Genomic DNA, 17,642 nt, shown 5'->3' on the forward strand with positions numbered 1-17,642 from the left:
CTCAGCGCACCAGCTTCTCCAGCAGCACGGCGATGCCGTCCTCGTCGTTCGAGGCCGTCACGTCGTCGGCGACCGCCTTCAGTTCCTCGTGGGCGTTGGCCATCGCCACGCCCCGGGACGCCCAGGAGAACATCGGGACGTCGTTGGGCATGTCGCCGAAGGCGATGGCGTCCGCCGCCTTCAGACCCAGCCGCCGGGCGGCCAGCGAGAGTCCCGTCGCCTTCGACAGGCCCAGCGGCAGCAGCTCGACGATGCCCTCGCCGGCCATGGTGACGGAGACGAAACCGCCGGCGGCCCGGCGGGCCACCTCGGCCAGTTCGTCGTCCGTGAGGTCCGGGTGCTGGACGTAGATCTTGTTGAGGGGCGCGCTCCAGAGATCCTCGACGTCCGTGAACGGCGTCGCCGGAAGCGGGCCCCCGACCGCGTAGCCGGGGCCGACCAGCACCTCGCCGTCCAGGCCGTCGCGGCTGGCCGCCAGGTACAGCGGACCGACCTCCGCCTCGATCTTGGCCAGGGCCAGCGCCGCCAGTTGCCGGTCCAGGGTCACCGAGGTCAGCAGACGGTGCTGACCGGCGTCGTACACCTGGGCGCCCTGGCCGCAGACCGCGAGGCCCTGGTACCCGAGGTCGTCGAGGACGTGCCGCGTCCAGGGGACCGCGCGGCCGGTGACGACGAGGTGCGCGGCACCCGCCGCGGTGGCCGCGGCGAGTGCCTCACGGGTGCGCTGCGAGACCGACCCGTCGGAGCGCAGGAGCGTCCCGTCGAGGTCGGTCGCGATCAGCGTGTAGGGGAACGGGTCGGCGACGGGTCTCACGCGGCCACCGGTTCCAGGACCTCCCGGCCGCCGAGGTAGGGACGCAGGACTTCCGGCACCCGCACGGAGCCGTCGGCCTGCTGGTGGTTCTCCAGGATCGCGACGATCGTGCGCGGAACGGCGCACAGTGTGCCGTTGAGCGTCGCCAGCGGGCGGACCGCCTTGCCGTCACGGAAGCGGATCTGGAGCCGGCGGGACTGGAACTCGGTGCAGTCCGAGGTCGAGGTCAGCTCGCGGTACTTGCCCTGGGTCGGGATCCACGCCTCGCAGTCGAACTTGCGCGAGGCCGAGGCACCCAGGTCGCCCGAGGCGACGTCGATCACGCGGAACGGCAGCTCCAGCGAGGTCAGCCACTGCTTCTCCCACTCCAGCAGCCGGCGGTGCTCCTCCCGCGACTCCTCGGGAGTGACGTAGGAGAACATCTCGACCTTGTCGAACTGGTGGACGCGGAAGATGCCCTTGGTGTCCTTGCCGTGCGAGCCGGCCTCGCGGCGGAAGCACGGCGAGAACCCGGCGTACCGCAGCGGCAGGCGGTCGGCGTCGATGATCTCGTCCATGTGGTACGCCGCCAGCGGCACCTCGGAGGTGCCGACCAGGTACAGGTCGTCCTTGTCGAGGTGGTAGACGTCCTGGGCCGCCTGGCCGAGGAAGCCCGTGCCCGCCATCGACTGGGGGCGGACCAGCGCGGGGGTCAGCATCGGCGTGAAGCCGGCCGCGGTGGCCTGGGCGATCGCCGCGTTCACCAGCGCCAGCTCCAGCAGGGCGCCGACACCGGTGAGGAAGTAGAAACGCGAGCCGGAGACCTTCGCGCCGCGCTCCACGTCGATCGCGCCGAGGCGCTGACCGAGCTCCAGGTGGTCCTTGGGCTCGAAGCCCTCGGCGGCGAAGTCGCGGATCGTGCCGTGCGTCTCCAGCGTGGCGAAGTCCTCCTCGCCGCCGACGGGAACGTCGGGGTGGATGAGGTTGCCGAGCCGGAGAAGGAGCTCCTGGGTCTCGGCGTCGGCCGCGTCGCGCTCGGCGTCGGCGGTCTTGACGTCGGCGGCGAGCCCGCTCGCCCGCTTCAGCAGCTCGGCCTTCTCGTCACCCGAGGCCTTGGGGATGAGCTTGCCCAGCGCCTTCTGCTCGGCGCGCAGCTCGTCGAAGCGGACGCCGGACGACCTGCGCCGCTCGTCGGCAGACAGGAGGGCGTCGACGAGCGCGACGTCCTCTCCACGGGCACGCTGCGAGGCGCGCACACGGTCGGGGTCCTCACGGAGCAGGCGAAGGTCAATCACGCGGTCAAGGCTACCGGTGCCGCGTTCCACCTCACGACCCAGTATTCCGAACCATGCCGTCCATGCCGCTACGAGGGAATTGCCTCCCGTGTCAATTGAGCGGGCCCGCCTCCCTGGAACGAGGCAGGCGGCAGGCGGAGGGTTGACCTGATTTCCTTGCGCGGAAGGGGACTTGAGGTCGAGTTGTCCACAGGAATCCACACCCTCCGGAGAGTTGTCCACAGGCTGTGTGGAAGATCTGTGGATTTCGGAATTGATCACTCCGGAAGCGCTGTCCGGAGGAGGGATTTCCGTCTCGAGGCACCTGGACGCCCACTTTCGGGTGGAAAGGGGTCGCCCCAAAAGATGAACGAAAGGAGACGAGTGGACGAAGGGTGACCTGTGGTGCCTCGACCGCTCTTGTGGCTCGAAGGGCGATTTGTCGACCGAGTCCCCGTTGGGTGTCGACTTGTCCCCAGATCGAGACGGGAGGGTGTGGATAACTTCTGTGGACAACCGCGATCCGCAGGCGGCACCGGCCGGGAGCGCCGGAACCGGCCAGAAGCGGCTAGAAACGGCCGTCCTGGCAGCGTGCCACCCAGTCCGCCGCCGCCACGAACTCCTGGTCCGAGGTCCCGACCAGCGGAGGCCGTACGTCCGCCGTGTCGCCGTCCGCCCGCGGGTACGAGCCCAGGAAGCGCACCTGGAGGCAGATCCGCTTGAGCCCCATCAGGGCCTCCGCCATCCGACGGTCGTTGATGTGGCCCTCGGCGTCGACGCAGAAGCAGTAGTTGCCGATGCCGGCGCCCGTCGGGCGGGACTGCAGCAGCATCAGGTTGATACCGCGGGTGCTGAACTCGCCCAGCAGGTCGCGCAGCCCGCCGGGATGGTCGTCGCGCTGCCACAGCACCACGGAGGTCTTGTCCGCGCCGCTCGGTGCGGCGGGCCGCGCGGGCCGGCCGACCAGCACGAACCGTGTCTGCGCGTTCTCCGCGTCGTGGATGCCCGTCTCCAGGGGCACGAGCCCGTACCGCGCGGCCGCGAACTCGCCGGCGAACGCGGCGTCGTAGCGGCCCTCCTGGACCAGGCGGGCGCCGTCCGCGTTCGAGGCGGCCGACTCCCAGACGGCGTCCGGGAGGTGCGCCGAGAGCCAGTTGCGCACCTGCGGCTGGGCGGCCGGGTGGGCGGTGACCGTCTTGATGTCCGACAGCGCCGTACCGGGCCTGACCAGCAGCGCGAAGGTGATCGACAGCAGCACCTCGCGGTAGATCATCAGCGGCTGGCCCGCGACCAGCTCGTCGAGGGTGGTGGTGATGCCGCCCTCGACGGAGTTCTCGATCGGCACGAAGGCGGCCTCGGCCTCGCCGGCCCGGACGGCGTCCAGCGCCGACTGCACGGACACGTACGGGACCAGTTCCCGCGTGGCCGTCTCGGGAAGGGTGCGCAGGGCGACTTCGGTGAAGGTGCCCTCGGGGCCGAGATACGCATAGCTCGCTGGCATGACCTCACCCTAATGGCCGCGGCCGAACCCGGCGCGCGTGTCTCACGCAAGCCCGCTCCCATGGGTGAACCGGTGTGACGGGCGTGATCTCGCCCGCGCCCGCCGTGCTCACCCCTCCAGCAGCCGCTGCCCCACGTACTCGCCCTTCGCCGCCCCGCCCGGGACCGCGAACAGACCGCTCGCCTCGTGCCGGATGTACGTCGACAGCGCGTCGCCGCGGTCCAGCTTGCGCTGCACCGGCACGAAACCGCGCAGCGGGTCCGCCTGCCAGCAGATGAACAGCAGGCCCGCGTCCGGGACGCCGTCGGCGTCGAAGCCGTCGTGGTAGGAGAAGGGACGCCGGAGGATGGCCGCGCCCCCGTTCTGGTCGGGCCGGGTGATCCGGGCGTGGGCGTTGATCGGGACGACGTAGGTGCCGTCCTTGCCGGTCTTCTCCAGGTCCATCGCGGTCGTCTCGGTGCCCCCGCTGAGCGGCGCCCCGTCGGACTTGCGCCGCCCGATGACGTCCTCCTGCTGGGTGAGCGACAGCTTCTCCCAGTCGTCCAGCAGCATCCGGATGCGGCGCACGACGGCGTAGGAGCCGTTCGCCATCCAGGCCGGCTCGCCGTCCGCGGGCACGAAGAGGCGCTGGTCGAAGTCCGGGTCGGCCGGCTTCGGGTTGCGGGTGCCATCGATCTGCCCCATCAGGTTGCGGGCCGTCATGGGGCGCGCGGTGGCTCCGGGGGAGCGGTTGAAGCCGTTCATCTGCCAGCGGACGCGGGCGGCGCCGCCCGCGTCCTTCTGGAGGGCACGCAGGGCGTGGAAGGCGACGAGCGCGTCGTTCGCGCCGATCTGCACCCACAGATCGCCGTTGCTGCGGGCCTTGTCGAGCCGGTCGGAGGAGAAGTCGGGCAGCGGGTCGAGAGCGCCGGGCCGCTGCCGGCTCAGACCCGTCCGGTCGAAGAAGGAGTGGCCGAAGCCGAAGGTGACCGTCAGTGCCGAGGGGCCCGCGTCCCGTGCCACCCCGGTGTCGTCGTGTGCGGCCGGTTCACCGGCCATCAGCCGCTCGGCCGTCGCCGACCAGCGGCGCAGCAGTGCGGCGGCCTCCCTGCGGCCCGCTCCGGGCACGAGGTCGAAGGCGACGAGATGGCCGCGGGCCTGGAGGGCGTCGGTGATGCCGGGCTGATGTTTCCCGTGAAACATCGCCCGGTCGGCGCCGAGCGAGGTGAGCGGGGTGGCACCGGCGGGTGCCGCCGTGTAACCGAGGCCCGTGCCGGCCGCGCCGAGGACGAGTCCGGTGGCACCGGCCGTGCCGAGCAGCCGTCGGCGTGACACGCCCGCTCCCGCGGCGGCGCCGGCCTGCGCGGGCACGGTCGCGGCGGGCGAGGGGTTCGAGGAGGTGGCCTCCGGGGTGGAGTGGTCGGTCATGGTGTGGTTCAGCCGATCTGCGCGTTCTTGGTGACGGTCACCTGGTCGATGTCGGAGGTCCGCACGGTCACGGCGACCTGCCAGTCACCCGCCATGGGGATCTGCACTCCGCTCGCCACCCAGTGGCCGGTGACGATGTGCTCCGGGTTCACCGGGAGCGGTCCGATGTTCTTCGTGGCCAGGGTGAAGGCGATCTTGAGCTCGGCGACGTCGTGGAGGCGCCCGTTGGGTCCGAGGGCGAAGATGTGCAAGTCGTTGCCGCCGACGCGCGCGGGGTCGATGTCGATCCGCACGACGCCCTTGCCGTCCTTGCCGCCGGTGTCGTACGGCAGGTCGAGGGTGACCGCGCCGGCCCCGGAGGGCGAGGACGAGGACGAGGAGGCCGACGTGGCGGTCTTGGCCTCCGTCTCCGTGCGCCCCGGTTCGGTCTGCGTCAGCACGGTGGCGACGGCGAGCAGCACGACCGCGATACCGGCTTCCAGCAGGACGGACCGGCGCAGCCCGAAGCGGTGGGGGTCGGCGTCCCGCAGCCGCTTCTGCCGCGTGGTGTCCACGGCGGCCTGCTGCCGGGCGAGCTGGGCGGCCCGCCGGGCGGCCTCGCCCTGCGCCGCCTTCCCGCCGGACTGTGCCTTGCCGCCGGCTTTCCGCCCGGCCTCCGCCTTTCCGGCCTCTGCTTTTCCGGTCCCGGCTTTCCCTGCCCCCGTCTTACCGGTCCCGCCCTTACCAGCCCCGGTCTTCTTTGCCCCGGCCTTCCCGGTCCCGCCCTTTCCGGTCCCCGAATCGGCGCCGGACCCGGTCTTCGCGTCGGGGCCGGGCTTCCTGCCCGTGGTCGCCGCGGTCTTCGCGCGTGCCGTGGCCGGTGCCTTCGCGGTGGCCGTCCCGACCAGCCGGCCCGTCCAGCGGCGGGAGGTCCAGGCGACGCCGACCGTCAGCAGCACCAGAGCGATCTTGACGAGGAGCAGCTGCCCGTAGCGGGTGTCGGTGAACGCCGACCAGGAGCCGACCTGCCGCCAGGACTGATAGGTGCCGGTCGCGACCAGCGCGAGGACGCAGCCGAAGGCGAGGCGGGAGAAACGGCGGACGGCCGCGGACTCGATCGGGGTCTCGGCGGGCGCCCGGTACAGCGCGACCAGGAGGGTGGCGAGCCCGCCGAGCCAGGCGGCCATGGCGAGCAGGTGCACGACGTCGACCGGCATCGCGATGCCCGGCTGGAGACCGGTCGAGGCGTGCTCGGCCATGGCCCAGCTGGCGGCGAGGCCGACGGCGACCACGGTGCCGCCGATCGCGAGCCCGAAGGTCAGATCGCGCTTCTCGTCGTCCGCGCGTTTCTGGTACTCCCCGAAGAGCACCGCGACGAACAGTGCCGCCGCGGCGAGCAGCAGCAGCCGGGAGACGAGGGCCGCTCCGGTCTTGGTCTGCAGCACCTGCCCGAGGAGCGTCAGGTCGAAGACGTCGCCGATCTTTCCGGAGGTGGTGTAGGAGCCGCGCAGCAGCAGCAGCGCGAGTGTGGCCGCGGTGAGCGCGACCCAGCCGGAGACGACGAGCCGCTGCACCGCGCGCACCCCGGAGCCGCGCTGCCAGCAGGCCAGCACGAAGGCGCCGCCGCCGGCCAGAAGGATGAAGCCGGCGTACGACACGTACCGCCCGAGCCAGTAGAGCCCGCCGACGATCCCGCCGCCCACCGTCTGGTCACCGACCGCGGCGGACGTCTTGGAGGGGGCGCCGATGGAGAAGGTGTAGGCACCTCCGACGGGGTGGCTGTCGGCGGAGATCACCTGGTAGGCGACGGTGTACGTGCCGTCCGGCAGCCCGCCGTGCAGCCGCACCGCGTACGTGGTCCCGCTGACGTTGGCGGGCTTCCCTGTGTCGACGCGGTTGCCCTTGGGGTCCAGGACGCGCAGCGAGTCGTCGTTCATGGCGACCTGCTCGGAGAACGTCAGTGACACCTGGGAGGGTGCCTTGTCGACCACCACCCCCTGCTGGGGGTCGCTGCCGGTCAGCGCGGCGTGCGCGGAGGCCGGGGCGGCTCCGGCGAGGAGCACGCCGGCGACGGCCAGGAGCAGCATCAGGGCCCGGAAGCGTGGGGCGATGGTCTGCGACAAGGTGGTCCCTCCCTCAGTGTCCGGTCGCGGGGTTGTACGTGGCCGACTTCACCGGCATCTCGACCTTGACGGTGCCGGATTCGGCGAAGTGCAGTTCGACGAGGACCGTCTGGCCCTGCCGGGGCGCGCGCTTCAGCTGGTCGAACATCAGGTGGTCACCGCCGCTCCTGAACACGAGCCGGCCGTGGGCGGGGACGGTGAGGGGGCCGGCTTCCTTCATGACCCCGCCGGTCGTCTGGTGCATGGTGACGTCCTCGGCCTCGGCGCTGGTGACCGAGGTGAGTTCGTCCTTGGCGCCGCCCTTGTTCTCGATGGTCAGGAAGCCGGCCGCCATCTCGTTGGAGACCGGCTGGGGCATGTAGGCGGAGTGGACGGACAGCTCGGCCTTCCCGGCGCCGGTGCCGGAGGACGCGCCGCAGCCGGTCAGCAGGGCGGTACCGGTCAGGGCCGCGGCCAGGAGCGCCGCCGCTGGTATCGGCCGCCTCACGGGTTCTCCCCCTTGACGATCCTGGGGAGGTCCTTGGTGTAGTCGTCGACGGTGGCGTCCTCGCCGTAGAGGACGTATCCGGCGTCGGTCTTCGGGGAGAACGCGATCACCTGGGTGCCGTGCATCGAGACGAGCTTGCCGTTCTTGTCCTTCGTGGTCGGCTCGATGGAGATGCCCAGGGTGCGCGCGCCGGCCTGGATGGTGGAGAAGTCCCCGGTCAGCCCTATGAACTGCGGGTCGATCATCTTGAGCCACTTGCCGAGTTCGGCCGGGGTGTCGCGGTCCGGGTCGGTCGTGACGAACACCACGCGCAGGTCGTCCTGCTCGGCCTTGGGCAGCGCCTTCTTGGCGACCGCGATGTTGTTCATGGTCAGCGGGCAGGCGTCGGGGCAGTGGGTGTAGCCGAAGTAGACCAGCGTCGGGTGGCCTGCGGTCTCCTTGCGGAGGTCGTACTTCTTTCCCTGGGTGTCGGTGAGGACCAGGTCCGGCTTCTCGAACGGCTTGTCGAGGACGGTCGCGGCCTTCTGAGAGGTGTCCTCGGAGACGACGGCGACGGGCCTTTTGCCGTCGTCGCCGCTGCCGCAGGCGGAGAGGGTCGTGGTGGCCGCGGCGAGCAGGGCGGCCGCGACGAGGGTCTTGTTGCGCATAGAGAAATGTCCCAGATGTGAGAACTCCGGCGCGCACCGGGGGCCGGACGCGAGGGCGGCACGACCCCCGGAGCGCGTGACGGACGAGCCGGATCAGGCGGTGGTACGCCTGCGGCCGGCGAGTACGCCGTAGGCCACGCCGGCCGCGCCGACGAGGATGCCGACGATGCCGAGGACGCGGGCGGTGGTGTCGCTGCCGCTCTTGGAGGTGTCGGCGGCGGTGGTCTGGTCGGCGGGCTTGGCTTCGGCGGTGGCGTCCTGGGCCGCCGCGTCGTGTCCGTCGCCCTCGGTGGCCGCGGTCAGCTGAAGCACCGGCGCCGGGTTGTCCGGCTCGGCCTGGCCCTTCTGCGGCACCTCGATCCAGCGCACGACCTCCTTGTTGGAGTACGTCTGGATCGCCTTGAAGACCATCTGGTCGGCGTCCTCGGGCAGGGTGCCGACGGAGACCGGGAACTTCTGGAAGAAGCCGGGCTCGATGCCCTTGCCGTCGGCGGTCCAGGTGACCTTGGTGACGGCCTCGGAGATCTTCTTGCCGTGCATCTCCAGCGGCTTGTCCAGCTGGGACTTGGTGACGTCGATCTTCCAGCCCGTCACCGGCTGCGGCATCACGGAGGCCAGCGGGTGGTCGGTCGGGAAGTTGACCTCGAGCTTGGTGGTGGAGGCGTTGTCGCGCTCGTTGGGGACCTTGAAGTCGACGACGGCGTAGCCGCCCTTGGCGGCGGAGCCCTCCGGCTGGACGGTGACGTGCGCGAACGCGGGGGCGGACAGGGCGAGGACGGCCGAGCCGGCGACGGCGGCGGCGACGACGAGTCGAGAAGCCTTCATAGGGGTGCACTCCGCTTCGAGTGAGTTTCCGGTGTCTGAGGGGTGCGCGTGCGGGGCGGGACCGCTGTGTGCGCGGGACCTGCCGGACGTGCACGCGCGCGCGTGCCGCACGACGGCGGCCGCTCCCCCGGCGGAGGCCCGCTCGGTGGGCTGGTGGTCGCGTCGCGTCAGGCAGCGAGGACGAGTGCGGCGGCGTTCGGCGGGCCGCGGCGGATCACCGTGTGCTGGAGTGCGGTGGTGTGGGGGGTGAGCGGCGCGGAGTCGGCGGTGCGCCGAAGGCGCGGGCCGGTACCGACCGTCGTGGGCAGCCCGGCGCACAGGGCGCGCACGAGAGCGAGCGCCCCGCGCAGGGACCGTACGAGCGCGGCCTCGGTGACTCCGTGCGCCGACAGTTCGATCAGCCGCAGCAGGGCCAGGTCGCCCCGCCGCAGCACCCAGCCCGTGGTGACGGCGGCCAGGACGTGGACGAGCAGCATCGGCAGGGACGGCAGCAGCGCGGCCGCGCCGACGGTGAACGCGGAACCGGCCTGGTGGTGCGGGGCGCTCGGGCCCGTGCCGACGCTGCCCAGGACGTGTGCGTCGACGAGTATCCGGTAGGCCTGGGTCGGGCTGAGCGCGGCGGCGGTGGCCCCGCACACGTACCGGGCGGCCTGCTGGACGAGCTCGGTGTCGGACAGCACGGGCGGGGAACCCGTCGATCCCGCGGAGCCCATGGGCATGGCACCGGAGGTCATGGCGCCCATGCCGCCCTGCCCCATTCCGAACAGGGCGTGCAGCACGGTCTGGCCGACCACGAGCAGTGTCGCGATCCCCGGCAGGGAGCGCGCGCGCCCGGCGAGCGGTGCCACCACGACCAGCGCCCCCAGGAACCCGGCGCCGAGCGTCCACAGGGGCACCGCGGCGCAGGAGGCCAGCGTGTGCCCGGCCGCGGCCAGCACGACGCAGACCGCGGCGAACACCGCGGCCCGCAGGATCCGGAGACCGCGTCCGGCGGGTGCCGTGCGCGGGTGGGGGGCAGACATGGCGGCCTCATCATCCCACTGGACCCGGGTCCGTCGTACAGCAGGTCCGCAAGATGCGGTACATCCGAAAGGTCGTGGTCTGATGCCGTCGGCCCGCACATACACCGATTCCCCGTCCCGCCGCGTCCGCCGATCGTGCGGCGTCGCGTCAACGCCGTGCTTATGGCGGGGTACTCGGGGCAATACGTAACGGTATGTCGAGCCGCGGCCGGGAGGCTGGAGCATGAGCATCTGGTGGTCACTCCATCTGCGGCGCGACGCCGCGAGCGTGCCGCTCGCCCGGCGGCTGCTGCTCGGCACGATGGAGACCGCGGGCGTCGACCCCGACATCTCCTTCGACCTGTCCGTGGCCCTGAGCGAGGCCTGCGCGAACGCGGTGGAGCACGGCGGGGACACCGAGTCCTCGGACGCCTTCCGGGTCACGGCCTTTCTCGACGGGGAGAAGTGCCGCATCGAGGTGGCCGACACGGGCCCCGGTTTTCCACCGGCCGGCCGCCGTCGTCCGGTATGCGCCGCGCGCGCCGAGGCGGAGCACGGCCGCGGCCTGTGTCTCATCCAGGAACTCGCCGACCATGTCCACATCCGCAACAGGCCGGGCCGCCGCGGCGCGGTGGTGAGCTTCGACAAGATCCTCAAGTGGCGTGAGGACGCGCCGCTGCCGGCGCTGTAGCACCGCGGGACACCGGCGGGCCTTCCGGGCGTGTCCCGGACCCGGCGCGGCGGCGGCCGGCGGGGCGGCGACCTCGGCGTCCGGTCCCTGCCGCGCCGTCAGACAGCCCCACGGGAACGGCCGGGCACCCGGCGGGTACCCGGCCGTCACACCCGGGTCAGCTCTTCAGCGACGCCATCCAGGCCTCGACCTCGTCGGAGCGGCGCGGCAGGCCCGCCGAGAGATTGCGGTTGCCGTCCTCGGTGACCAGGATGTCGTCCTCGATGCGGACGCCGATGCCGCGGTACTCCTCGGGGACGGTCAGGTCGTCGGCCTGGAAGTACAGGCCCGGCTCGACGGTGAGGACCATGCCCGGCTCCAGCGTGGCCTCGACGTACGTCTCGGTCCGCGCGGCGGCGCAGTCGTGGACGTCCATGCCGAGCATGTGGCCGGTGCCGTGCAGCGTCCAGCGGCGCTGCAGACCCAGCTCCAGGACTCGCTCGACCGGGCCCTCGACGAGGCCCCACTCGACGAGCTTCTCCGCGAGGACGCGCTGGGCGGCGTCGTGGAAGTCGCGGTACTTGGCGCCCGGCTTCACCGCCGCGATGCCGGCCTCCTGGGACTCGTACACCGCGTCGTAGATCTTCTTCTGGATCTCGTTGTACGTGCCGTTGATCGGCAGCGTGCGCGTGACGTCGGCGGTGTACAGGGTGTGCGTCTCCACGCCCGCGTCCAGCAGGAGCAGGTCGCCGGAGCGGACCTGGCCGTCGTTGCGCACCCAGTGCAGCGTGCAGGCGTGCGGGCCGGCCGCGCAGATGGAGCCGTAGCCGACGTCGTTGCCCTCGACGCGCGCGCGGAGGAAGAACGTTCCCTCGATGTAGCGCTCGCTGGTCGCCTCGGCCTTGTCGAGGACCTTCACCACGTCCTCGAAGCCGCGCACGGTGGAGTCGACGGCCTTCTGCAGCTCGCCGACCTCGAAGGCGTCCTTGACCAGGCGGGCCTCGGAGAGGAAGACCCGCAGCTCCTCGTCGCGCTCGGCGGTGACCTTGTCGGTCAGGGCGGCCTCGACACCGGCGTCGTAGCCGCGCACGACGCGGACCGGGCCGGTGGCTTCGCTCAGCCTGTCCGCCAGTTCGCGCACGTCGGAGGTCGCGATGCCGTACAGGGTCTCAGCCTCGGCCAGCGAGTGGCGGCGGCCGACCCACAGCTCGCCCTGGCCGGAGAGCCAGAACTCGCCGTTCTCACGGTCGGAGCGCGGCAGGAGGTAGAGCGTCCCCTCGTGGCCGCCCGCGGTGGGCTCCAGGACCAGGACGCCGTCCTCGGTCTGGTTGCCGGTGAGGTAGGCGTACTCGACCGAGGAACGGAAGGAGTACTCGGTGTCGTTCGAGCGGGTCTTCAGGTTGCCTGCGGGGATGACCAGGCGCTCGCCGGGGAAGCGTGCGGACAGTGCGGCGCGGCGGCGCGCGGTGTGCTCCGCCTGCTCGACCGGCTTCAGGTCGTGCAGCTCGGTGTCGGCCCAGCCGGACTTCATGTTCTCGGCGAGCTCGTCGGACACGCCCGGGTACAGGCCGTTCTTCCGCTGCTTGATCGGTTCTTCTTCGGCGGTCTCCGGGGTCTCCGGCAGCTCCTGCGCCACGGTCTTCCTCCTCGATGCAGCCATTGGGCCGTCCCCCATCGTACGGTCGTGCGGAAGGGGGCCAGAGGCGGTAGCGCCTGTTACCGGGTGACCGGGCGGCCTACTCGAAGCGCGCCGCCAGCAGCGCCACGTCCTCCGTGCCCTCGGTCATGTCCAGACCGTTCGGCAGGACCGTGCGCAGGATGTGGTCGGCCACGGCTCCCGGGTTGTGGCGCAGCGCGCGCGGGACGCTCGCCGCAGCCGCGTGCAGCCGGGCGAAGGCGCGGTCGGCGGGGTCACCGGTGCGGTGCAGCAGCCCGTCGGTGTAGAGCAGCACCGTCTCGCCCGCGGACACCTGGAACTCCACGCTCGGCGCCTCCCAGCAGGCGAGCATGCCCAGCGGCGCGGACACGGACGTCTCCACGAACTCCGTGCGCCGTTCGCCGAGCAGCAGCGGCGGGCAGTGCCCGGCGCCCGCCACGGTGATCCGGCGCAGCTCGGGTTCGCAGTAGGCGAACAGGGCGGTGGCGGAGCGTGCGGGCTCGGTGAGCCGCAGGAGCAGTTCGAGGTCGGACAGGACGGCGACGGGGTCCTCGCCCTCCATCACCGCGTACGCCCGCAGGGACGCCCGCAGTCGGCCCATCGCGGCGATCGCGCCCGGACCGGCGCCGGTGACCGAGCCGACCGCGAGGCCGAGTGCGGCGTCGGGCAGCGGCAGCGCGTCGTACCAGTCGCCGCCGCCGCGCGGTCCGGTGCGGTGCCGGGAGGCGAGCTGCACACCGGGGACGCGGGGCAGCCGGGAGGGCAGCAACTCCTCGTAGACCGTCGCCATGCACGCGCGCGTGCGCTCGGTGTCGAGCAGGCGCGCCAGGTGCTCGGTGGCGAAGCGGAGGTAGAGGCCGGCGAGGTGGCGCTGCCGCTCGGCCGGTTCGGCGGGCTCGTCGTAGAACCAGACGGCGGCGCCGAGGCGGCCGGCGGCCTCGGTGGACAGGGGCAGCGCGTAGCTGGCGGCGTAGCCGAGGCGGCCGGCCACCTCGCGGTGGCGCGGATCGAGGCCGTCCTCGGCGAACAGGTCGGGGCGCACGTCCTCGCCGTCGCCGCCCGGCAGTCCGGCCGCGGTGTCGAGGAGCGTGCCGTAGGGCATGGCGCTGCGCGGCACGGTCTCGATGTGGCCGAGATCGGCCCGTGCGAGGCCGAGACCGATGGTGGTGTCGGGGCCGAGTCCGTCGTCGGGTTCGAGGACGGCGATGCCGCGCCGGGCGCCGACGAGGGCGGCGCCGGAGCGCAGCAGTTCCTTCAGCGCAGCGTCGAGTCCGTTCGTGCGGGCCAGCCGCTCGGTGAGCTCGTTCAGGGTGGTGAGGTCGAAGACCCAGCCGGCGAGCCGGTCCTGGAGGAGGGCGCCCGGTGGGCGGGGGGCGTGCGGGCCGGGCGGGGCGCTCGGGGAGTTGTCCGGGACGGCGGACGAGGGCGCGACAGTGTGTGCGGGTGCAGGGACCGTTGAATCGATTCCAGCCACTTTCGGGAGGTGGGGGGCGTTCATGGCGTCCGGCCTTCCGACCGGTGCGTATTGCTCAAAAGCATCGCAAACCCCCATGTCATTCTGCGCCGCCAGCAGTGTCTCCACATGTACACGCACTCGTGAGGGGATGTCCAGCATTGTCCTGCCGGGTTTCCTGGTGTCAGAGGGCTTCTCGGGGTCTTCTTCCCAACCTCTTGCGAAAAAGGGAAGTTGGCTTGAAACTGCCTCGGGTGACGGCCCGTTGCGGTCGACTGGGCCTGCTCGACAGAGCGTCACAGCGGTCGTGATGGGTACGTACTCGGAGAAGGCCAGGGGTGGTTGGGGGCTACCCGGAACCTGGCGACGGACCCGGGCGTCTTAACCACCGACGGCCGTGCCCCATCCTTGCGCGATGGAGGCGGAGAGCAGAAGGCAAGACAGCAACAACGCCATGCTCCGCCACCCCGCGCCACGCCCATGCTTCTGGTAGACGCAGTATGGACGAGGCTGCCGTGTAAGCAGCCGATGTTCGGCCCATAGGGGTTCCCCGCGCCTGAAGGCAGGGGTGTGATGCGCCAACAGGTACGCACAGTGCAGTGATCGACACATGGTGTGAGTGGTCCACGGTGTTGCCAGCGGTGCAACGGAAAGGAACGAGCGCTCATGCGCGAGATCCCCGGAAGGCGACGCGGGCTCCCGTCCCAGCCCAGTGACGAGAGGCCTGAGTCGATCGGCGCGGCCCTGACCTTCGCGACCCGGTGGCAGTGGCCCGTGCTGCCGGGCGTGGCACCGGATCCGCGGCGGCGCGGCGGCTGTGCCTGTCCCGACCCGGAGTGCACGGTGCCCGGCGCTCACCCCTTCGAGCCCGGTCTCCTCGCGGCCACCACCGACGCCCGCATGGTGCGCTGGTGGTGGACCAACCGGCCCACCGCGCCGATCGTCCTGGCCACCGGGGGCAAGGCCCCCTGTGCGGTGAGCCTGCCGGCCCTCCCGGCCGCCCGCGCCCTCACCGCGCTCGACCGGGTCGGCATGCGGCTCGGTCCGGTCGTCGCCTCGCCCACGCGCTGGGCGATCCTCGTCAAGCCCTATTCCATGGAGCAGTTGGGCGAGCTGCTGTTCGCCAAGGACTTCGTCCCCGGCTCCCTCCGCTTCCACAGCGAGGGCGGATACCTCGCCCTGCCCCCTTCGGAGACCGGAGCCGGCCCGATCCGCTGGGAGCGCGCGCCGCTGCCTGGCTCCGCCTCGCCCTGGGTGCCCGACGTGGAGGCCGTGGTCGACGCCGTGGTGGAGGCCCTCACTCGTACGGGTGTGAGCGCCCCCGAGTTCTAGGGGTGTCGCGGCCGGGGCGGGCCAACCGCCCGTCCCGGGTCGTTATCGTCCCCTCGTGCCGCGTCGTTCCGCCGGACACGGAAAGCCGGTGCCGTGCGGCGACCCGACCCGACCCGACCCGACCCGACCCGACCCGTGACGCGTCCGCCTGCTCGCCCTCCTGGGCGTCGTCGTCCGGATGCCTTCGGCCGCGCCCGCGCCGCGGACGCCGACCTGACTCCCACCGTTCGCCGAACGTGGCGGGCGTGCCGGGCTGCTGCTGAGGTCCGGGAGCAACTCGCCCACGACGACGGGCCGTTGACGTGCGGCTGCGCTGAGTGAGCGGTGGCGGACATGCAAGCGCCCGGTTGCTGGCGACGGGGGATGCACCAGCAACCGGGCTACTGGAACGGTAACAAGAGATCGGCAGTTCGCAAATTCGATCCCGGATTTCCAGTCGCCGGGGGACGGCCTTTCCGGTCACCGACTCGCCTGTGCCGCCCGCGGGTTGTGACGGGGGTCACTCGCTCTGCCTGGGCCGGGCGGCCGACCGGACAGCCGGCCGGGCGGCCACCGGGCAGCCGGCCGGTCGGCCGAACCGGAGGCCGGCCGCTCCGCCGTCGCTCAGCTCAGCGTGACCTGCCGGTTGGTCAGACCGCCGCGGGCCCGGCGCTCGTCCCCGGTCAGCGGCGTCTCGGTGGCCAGCGCGGCGGCCAGTTGCTCGGCGAACTCGGCGGCCGGCTTCTCCACGTCCTGGGCGCTCATCTCGCTCGGCAGGTCCCACACGGGGACGGTGAGACCGTGCGCCCGGAAGGAGCCCACGAGACGGGTGCCTTCACCGAGGTTCGAACGGCCCGCCGCGTGCAGCCGCGCGAGGGCGTCCAGAAGCTGCTCCTCCGGGTGCGGCATGACCCAGCGCAGGTGGTTCTTCTCCGGCGTCCGGCACCAGTACGCCGCCTCGACGCTCTCCATGCGCACGGTCGGAATGGCCGCCGCGTTGGCGCGCTCCAGGGAGGCGGCGACCTCCGGCGTCGCGTTCTCCGCGTCCGGCACCCAGAACTCGAAGCCCTCGTGCACCACCGGCTCGAAGGGGGCCTTCAGGTCGAGCAGGTCCTGGAGCCGTGGGCCGTCGGCCGGGGCGCGGCGGCCCTGCACCGGGGTGCCCGGCCTGGCCTCCAGCGCGCGCAGCAGGGTGTCGGCGAGGTCCCGGCTGATGTCGCCGGACGACGTGTCGTTCTGGAGGCCGAGCAGCACCGAGCCGTCGTCGCGGCGCAGCGCGGGCCAGGCCATCGGCAGCACCGTGGCGAGCGTGACCGCCGGGACGCCGTCGGGCAGGCCGTCGCGCAGTGCCAGCCCGGCCGTGGCGGCGGGAACCAGCTCGCGCAGCGCCACCCAGTCGCACTCGCCGGGCAGTCCCTCGAAGGGCCGCTGCACCAGCTCGGTCACCGCGTGCGCGGCGGCCCGGCCGTGGCAGGCCTTGTACCGCCGGCCACTGCCGCACGGGCAGGGTTCGCGCGCACCGACGACCGGGATCTCTCCATCCGTGAGCTGCGGGCGCTTGGCCTTCGTCTGGGGTCGCTTCTTGGCCATCTGGGTGTCTCCCGGTTACGGCTCGTCTCGTACGGGCGCGAGCCTAGCCGTTCACGACGTCAATGACGGGACCCTGTGGACGCGGCAGGGGAATGGCGGGCCATGACAGGCGACGGCGGGCAACGGTGGGGAAGGGGGGAGGGGGGAGGGGTGACCGGCCGTCGCCCGCACCCGCGCCCGCGGCCCGACCCGGGTGACGCCCGGGCGCGGCGCACGCGTGCGGGTTCAGTCCAGGTCGCCGAAGGCGTCCGTGAAGCCGAGGTCGGGCAGGGCCGACACCGGCGGTGCGGTGATCCGGGAGGCGAAGTCGTCGCGACGGTGACCGGCGTCCGGATCGTGCACGTCGTCGTGGACGACCACCCATACGGTGACCTCGCCGCCGGCGCCGTCCCGTACCCCCCAGTCGTCGCACAGGGCGGTGATGATGTTGAGCCCGCGGCCGCCGTGCGCGGTGACCGAGGGGGTGGCCGGGGCCGGGCGGGTCGGGCCGCCGCCGTCGGTCACCTCGACGATCAGCCTGCCGCCCGCGTCCACCCGCCACGCGGCCCGGACGTCGCCGTCGCCGGCCAGGGCACCGCGCAGCGGCCGGCCGTGCTTGCAGGCATTGCTCAAGAGTTCGGAAAGGACCAGTACGGCGTCGTCGATGACCGATTCCGCCACGCCACCGCTGCGCAACTGGTCACGCATCCGGTGTCTTGCTTTCCCCACGCCCGCAGGGCCATGGGGTACGGCCATGCTCGACGACGTGGGCACCTCCTGTGCCACCACCAACGCCACCCCCGAGACCTCCTTCGCCCCACGCCACGGTGTGGATGCCCCACCGGCCTGTACCGGAAACCGGCCGAATCGCGTCCGGCGACGCATTTGGAACGGTTGATCACGCACCGAACGCGCCGGAGCACTCCCTGTCATCATGGCTGGATC

At 72.1% G+C, this 17,642-nt stretch carries 15 protein-coding genes; 2 read left to right on the forward strand and 13 right to left on the reverse strand.

The genetic code is table 11. The features are described from left to right. Position 1 precedes the first annotated feature (1 nt). From ACIHCX_RS18470 to ACIHCX_RS18510, 9 genes are all read right to left on the reverse strand, one after another. Positions 2–814: an HAD family hydrolase gene (locus ACIHCX_RS18470; RefSeq protein WP_400030571.1), complete on the reverse strand. Its 813-nt coding sequence runs from the start codon at positions 812–814 to the stop codon at positions 2–4. Beyond that, on the reverse strand, positions 811–2,088 hold the full coding sequence (gene serS / locus ACIHCX_RS18475) for a serine--tRNA ligase (RefSeq protein ID WP_400030573.1): 1,278 nt from the start codon (positions 2,086–2,088) through the stop codon (positions 811–813). Before serS ends, ACIHCX_RS18470 begins: the two co-directional genes overlap by 4 nt. Positions 2,089–2,635: 547 nt before the next feature. Continuing rightward, positions 2,636–3,568 carry a prephenate dehydratase gene (gene pheA / locus ACIHCX_RS18480; protein ID WP_400030575.1) on the reverse strand — a complete coding sequence of 311 codons (933 nt, stop codon included), beginning with the start codon at positions 3,566–3,568 and terminating at the stop codon, positions 2,636–2,638. Between the two features lie 108 nt (positions 3,569–3,676). Further along, complete coding sequence (efeB, locus tag ACIHCX_RS18485) at positions 3,677–4,975, reverse strand: iron uptake transporter deferrochelatase/peroxidase subunit (RefSeq protein ID WP_400030577.1); 1,299 nt, start codon at positions 4,973–4,975, stop codon at positions 3,677–3,679. An 8-nt stretch (positions 4,976–4,983) separates the two neighbouring features. Then, entirely contained in the window at positions 4,984–7,077 is a 2,094-nt protein-coding gene (locus ACIHCX_RS18490) for a copper resistance CopC/CopD family protein (protein ID WP_400030579.1), read from the reverse strand. Positions 7,078–7,090: 13 nt separating this feature from the next. Next, positions 7,091–7,564 (reverse strand): copper chaperone PCu(A)C, encoded by a 474-nt coding sequence (locus ACIHCX_RS18495; RefSeq protein WP_400030581.1) that lies wholly within the window; start codon positions 7,562–7,564, stop codon positions 7,091–7,093. Further along, positions 7,561–8,211, reverse strand: a complete 651-nt coding sequence (locus tag ACIHCX_RS18500; protein WP_400030583.1) for an SCO family protein — start codon at positions 8,209–8,211, stop codon at positions 7,561–7,563. The genes ACIHCX_RS18495 and ACIHCX_RS18500 overlap by 4 nt, the downstream gene beginning before the upstream one ends. Positions 8,212–8,304: 93 nt before the next feature. Beyond that, positions 8,305–9,036 (reverse strand): YcnI family protein, encoded by a 732-nt coding sequence (locus tag ACIHCX_RS18505; RefSeq protein ID WP_400030585.1) that lies wholly within the window; start codon positions 9,034–9,036, stop codon positions 8,305–8,307. A gap of 167 nt (positions 9,037–9,203) precedes the next feature. Next, positions 9,204–10,058, reverse strand: a complete 855-nt coding sequence (locus tag ACIHCX_RS18510) for a hypothetical protein (RefSeq protein WP_400030587.1) — start codon at positions 10,056–10,058, stop codon at positions 9,204–9,206. Between the two features lie 223 nt (positions 10,059–10,281). Between ACIHCX_RS18510 and ACIHCX_RS18515 the strand changes: the two genes are divergently transcribed. Next, positions 10,282–10,728, forward strand: coding sequence for an ATP-binding protein (locus ACIHCX_RS18515; protein WP_400030589.1), 447 nt, complete (start codon positions 10,282–10,284; stop codon positions 10,726–10,728). Positions 10,729–10,885: 157 nt separating this feature from the next. On the opposite strand, the gene ACIHCX_RS18520 is transcribed toward ACIHCX_RS18515, so the two are convergent. Both ACIHCX_RS18520 and ACIHCX_RS18525 read right to left on the reverse strand, forming a co-directional pair. Beyond that, a complete protein-coding gene (locus ACIHCX_RS18520; protein ID WP_400030591.1) occupies positions 10,886–12,367 on the reverse strand; it encodes an aminopeptidase P family protein in 1,482 nt (493 codons plus the stop codon). A gap of 76 nt (positions 12,368–12,443) precedes the next feature. Beyond that, positions 12,444–13,979 (reverse strand): PP2C family protein-serine/threonine phosphatase, encoded by a 1,536-nt coding sequence (locus ACIHCX_RS18525; RefSeq protein WP_400030593.1) that lies wholly within the window; start codon positions 13,977–13,979, stop codon positions 12,444–12,446. A 504-nt stretch (positions 13,980–14,483) separates the two neighbouring features. On the opposite strand from ACIHCX_RS18525, the gene ACIHCX_RS18530 reads away from it, so the two are divergent. Next, on the forward strand, positions 14,484–15,149 hold the full coding sequence (locus ACIHCX_RS18530; RefSeq protein ID WP_400030595.1) for a bifunctional DNA primase/polymerase: 666 nt from the start codon (positions 14,484–14,486) through the stop codon (positions 15,147–15,149). Between the two features lie 603 nt (positions 15,150–15,752). On the opposite strand, the gene ACIHCX_RS18535 is transcribed toward ACIHCX_RS18530, so the two are convergent. Both ACIHCX_RS18535 and ACIHCX_RS18540 read right to left on the reverse strand, forming a co-directional pair. Further along, the gene (locus ACIHCX_RS18535; RefSeq protein ID WP_400030597.1) at positions 15,753–16,718 is read right to left on the reverse strand and encodes a DUF5926 family protein; all 966 of its coding nucleotides are present in this window, start codon (positions 16,716–16,718) and stop codon (positions 15,753–15,755) included. 225 nt (positions 16,719–16,943) lie between these two features. Beyond that, positions 16,944–17,582, reverse strand: coding sequence for an ATP-binding protein (locus tag ACIHCX_RS18540; RefSeq protein WP_400030599.1), 639 nt, complete (start codon positions 17,580–17,582; stop codon positions 16,944–16,946). Between the last annotated feature and the right edge of the window lie 60 nt (positions 17,583–17,642).

This window comes from Streptomyces sp. NPDC052043 (genome assembly GCF_044548235.1).
Classification (GTDB): Bacteria; Actinomycetota; Actinomycetes; order Streptomycetales; family Streptomycetaceae; genus Streptomyces.